This window comes from Acidithiobacillus sp. TH-A67 (genome assembly GCF_057473545.1).
Map to the genome: position 1 here is coordinate 1 of NZ_JBYCKU010000025.1, position 3,647 is coordinate 3,647.

A 3,647-nucleotide genomic window follows, 5' to 3' on the forward strand; every position below is an offset into this window, starting at 1 on the left:
TGATGAGCTGCGCCCCCAAACAATGCCCCAGGATCGGAAACTGTTCTGCCGCAGCCGAGCGAATCAAGGCCTTCTCGGCGCGCAACCAGGGGTATTCCGCTTCATCGTGCACGCTCATGGGGCCACCCATGACGATCAGGGCCACATACGACGCCGGGCTGCTGGGCACCGGATCGCCTCGCTCCAGCGCGCGTACGTCCGTTGCGTAGCCAAGGCTCGCAAGGAGCGGAGCGAGGCTACCCAACCCTTCGTCTGGGTGATGTTGCAAAACCAATATTGTCGCCATCAAAAGTCCTCCTGCCCCAAAAGTAAACGGCGACCCGAGGGCCGCCGCTGCTGAACGGCTACGGCACGACCAGATCAGTCACCCAGGACCGGATGCCTCTCGCCTTCGCCGTAGAACGCGTAGGCTTCCTCGCCATGCACCGCATCATCACCAATCAACAATTCCTCTTCGCTCATGCGCAACGGCGTTACCAGGCTGATCAGCTTGAGCAGAATAAAGGTAACAACGATATTGAGGCCAATGATGAAGGCGGCTCCAATGATCTGCAACCAGACCTGATGCCAATTGCCAGCAATGGCACCGCCAGGATTGGAGAGGCCAAACGCCGCGCAACCCTCTTTGGTAGCGAGCAGGCCAGTCATGATGCCGCCCAGCACACCTGCCACCGCATGCGTGTGAAACACGCCAAGGGTATCATCCACCTTGCGGAACAGGGCGGTCTTGCCGACGATGTTCATGCTGATCCAGGGGATGATGCCAGAGGCAATACCAATAGCGATCGCGCCCCAGCCATCCACCACACCCGCCGCCGGGGTGATGGCCACCAAGCCGGTGATCATACCCTGCACCGCACCGATCACCGATGGCTTCTTGAAGTAGAAGATGTCCATCATCGTCCAGACAATCACACTGACTGCCGTAGTGAGATTGGTGTTCAGCACTGCCGCACCGGCATCACGACTGGCAGCGTAGGGATCACCGCCGTTGAAGCCGTTCCATCCCAGCCACAAGAGGCCGGCGCCAACGAGCATCAAGAGCACATTGTTAGGCTGGAAATTTTCGCGATCACGGGCCAGACGGGGACCGATCACGGCGGCACCAACAAAGCCGGCAATACCCGCCGATAAATGGATCACGTAGCCACCGGAGTAGTCGATCACGCCCAAAGAGGACAGGAAACCACCGCCCCAGAGACTGAACGCGCCAACGGTGTACGAGAAGGTCAACCATAGGGGCACAAAAATCATCCAAGCCTTGAAGCTCATGCGTCCGAGAAAGGCGCCCGCCATAATGACCAAAGTGATGGCCGCGAAGACGAACTGGAAATATACCATCGTCGACATCGGGAAATTGGCAGTGGTATTTGATGTCGGCAGTAATGCCTGGGTCAATTCATCCTGCATGCTGATGATGGGGTGGGGCAGACCGACGAAGGGGAACCATTCATGGCCAAAACCCATATTATAGGCCCAGAGAACCCAGGCAATGAGCACCGCCGCGAAGGCGTAGAAGGCCATAAAAGCAGAGTTGATGGCCCATTTCTTTTTGACGATGCCGCCATAGAGGACAACGAGACCGGGGACGCTTTGCAAGCCAACGATGGTTGCTGCCGTTAGCTGCCACGCGTTGTCGCCGGTATTCAGCCAGGACACAGACATAAAACCTCTCCTTTGTAACGGTGTTTTGAAACGATACGTTTATCAGTACGCCGGACTAGAGGGCCTCATCGCCACTCTCGCCGGTGCGGATGCGAATGGCCTGGACTACTTCGGAGATAAAAATCTTTCCATCGCCGATTTTTCCTGTTTTCGCACCTTTAGAGATTGCTTCGATCGCGATATCAAGAAACTCATCCTTGATCACCGTCTCGATTTTTACCTTGGGCAGAAAATCCACCACATATTCGGCCCCGCGATACAGTTCCGTGTGGCCCTTTTGCCGCCCAAACCCTTTGACTTCCGTTACCGTCAGGCCCTGAATGCCGACTTCCGAGAGCGCCTCCCGTACATCATCCAGTTTGAACGGCTTGATGATTGCCGTAACCAGTTTCATACCTCTACCCCCTTGTGATTGCCATCAGAAAAGAAAGCCGGTCTCGACCATCCCGCGCACCTGATTGGTCGCCAGACCATTCTGGCCCGCAAATCCGGTACCCGTAGGTGTTGAGGCGGTAACGTAGGAGAGTTCCGCACGGGCGAAGAAATCCCCCGATTGATAGGTGGGGGTTACCGTTAGTGACCAGGCATGGGAGTCGTCAGGAAGATCAGTCAGCGACGAAGCAACGCTTTCCAGAGCTTCTCCCGGTACGCCGCCGACGGCAAGGTACTCCACTCGGCCAGCCAGGGAAATGTCGGAGTCTACGGCATAGTTTACCAACAGCGATCCACCGTAGTTGTCAAAGTTCTTGTCGATCCCCAGACGGGCCGACTTAGGCGTGATCATGTATTGGAAATAGGGTTCAATGGTCCACGGTCCGGAACTATAGGTGTAGATCAGGCCATAGATCTGACTGACTGTACCATACGGGGTGTACGCGGCATTATTGGCGGACGTACGCACTTTTCCCAAGGGACCGTCGGCATAAAATGCCAAGGTATTGGCGCTATTGATGGTATAGGTCAGTAATCCACTCAGAACATTATAGCGATTGGAATAATAGCCATCGTTCCACGATAAAGAGGCGCTCAGTGGACCAACGCTAGCATTGAATTGAATGCCGCGGCTGACAATCGGCTCCATATCCCAAAGTAATCCGCGCTCGATATTGATATTCTGATAGGTAAAGCCACCCTCGGCGCCAATCAGAGTGGGAAGTTTGCCGATTTCCATGGAAAAGTTGCCACTGGGCGCAATTTTCAGATAGGCAATGGGCAGGGCGCCGAAATCGTTTATGGTGCTAGTGGGATTAGCGCCGGTAAGCGACGCCGCCAGGGTGGGAAAACTGTAGACGCCAGCCTGGGCATAAAATTGCAGCAGACCCGAGCTCTTTTGCACGATTACCGAACCATTGCTAATGGTAGCACCCGCATACTTGGCCCCGAGAGTGCCTGGAACTCCCTGCGGATTGTCCTGCCAGAAACCCAGGCCGCTGATGGCACCCTGCACCCCAATCTTGCCCAGCGGTCCAGCACTGACTTCGATGGGATTCGGCAGATTCAAAGAAGCATCAGCCATGGGAGCGGCTAGGGCGGCAACTACGGCAGCGGAAAGTATCCACGCTTTTTTCATTTCGCTTGTCCTCGTAGGTGGTAAAAAAGCGAATGCTCTGTTGCAGAATTCGTGCCACCATAGATAAGCGCTTTTAGTTCATATAGTTAAAAGAATACGAACGCCATAATCTTGATAGAATCCTACCGTAACGCACGGTTATAGTGCATACGGAGCTTCCATTGCACTGCTTAGGTGCATCATTGGTGTCTACGCCCCCGGATTTACCGGCGATATGGATGGCACATAATTTGCTCACCTATCGAGTGCGTTTCATATAACAGGCAGGAGTGCAACAAATGGGTATGACCCCAGCAGAAGTTCTAACGCTGATCACCGAAAAAGATGTCAAGTTCATTGATTTTCGTTTTACCGACACCAAGGGCAAGGAACAGCACGTCTCGGTGCCAGCCCATACCATCGAAGAGAAGAC

The 3,647-nt window shown here is 54.5% G+C and carries 4 protein-coding genes; all 4 read right to left on the reverse strand.

What is annotated here, in order from left to right; all coding sequences use genetic code 11:
• On the reverse strand, positions 1-286 hold a 286-nt coding region (locus AC2VNM_RS02670; RefSeq protein WP_486912821.1), incomplete at its 3' end, for a glutamine amidotransferase-related protein.
• A gap of 74 nt (positions 287-360) precedes the next feature.
• Entirely contained in the window at positions 361-1,665 is a 1,305-nt protein-coding gene (locus AC2VNM_RS02675) for an ammonium transporter (protein WP_486912822.1), read from the reverse strand.
• A 55-nt stretch (positions 1,666-1,720) separates the two neighbouring features.
• On the reverse strand, positions 1,721-2,059 hold the full coding sequence (gene glnK / locus AC2VNM_RS02680) for a P-II family nitrogen regulator (RefSeq protein ID WP_215873194.1): 339 nt from the start codon (positions 2,057-2,059) through the stop codon (positions 1,721-1,723).
• Between the two features lie 24 nt (positions 2,060-2,083).
• On the reverse strand, positions 2,084-3,235 hold the full coding sequence (locus tag AC2VNM_RS02685) for an outer membrane beta-barrel protein (RefSeq protein WP_483190077.1): 1,152 nt from the start codon (positions 3,233-3,235) through the stop codon (positions 2,084-2,086).
• Between the last annotated feature and the right edge of the window lie 412 nt (positions 3,236-3,647).

Excerpts from the sequence above, each read along its gene's own strand:
- AC2VNM_RS02675 (WP_486912822.1), bottom strand. The coding sequence starts at position 1,665 with ATGTCTGTGTCCTGGCTGAATACCGGCGACAACGCGTGGCAGCTAACG.
- glnK (WP_215873194.1), bottom strand. The coding sequence starts at position 2,059 with ATGAAACTGGTTACGGCAATCATCAAGCCGTTCAAACTGGATGATGTA.
- AC2VNM_RS02685 (WP_483190077.1), bottom strand. The coding sequence starts at position 3,235 with ATGAAAAAAGCGTGGATACTTTCCGCTGCCGTAGTTGCCGCCCTAGCC.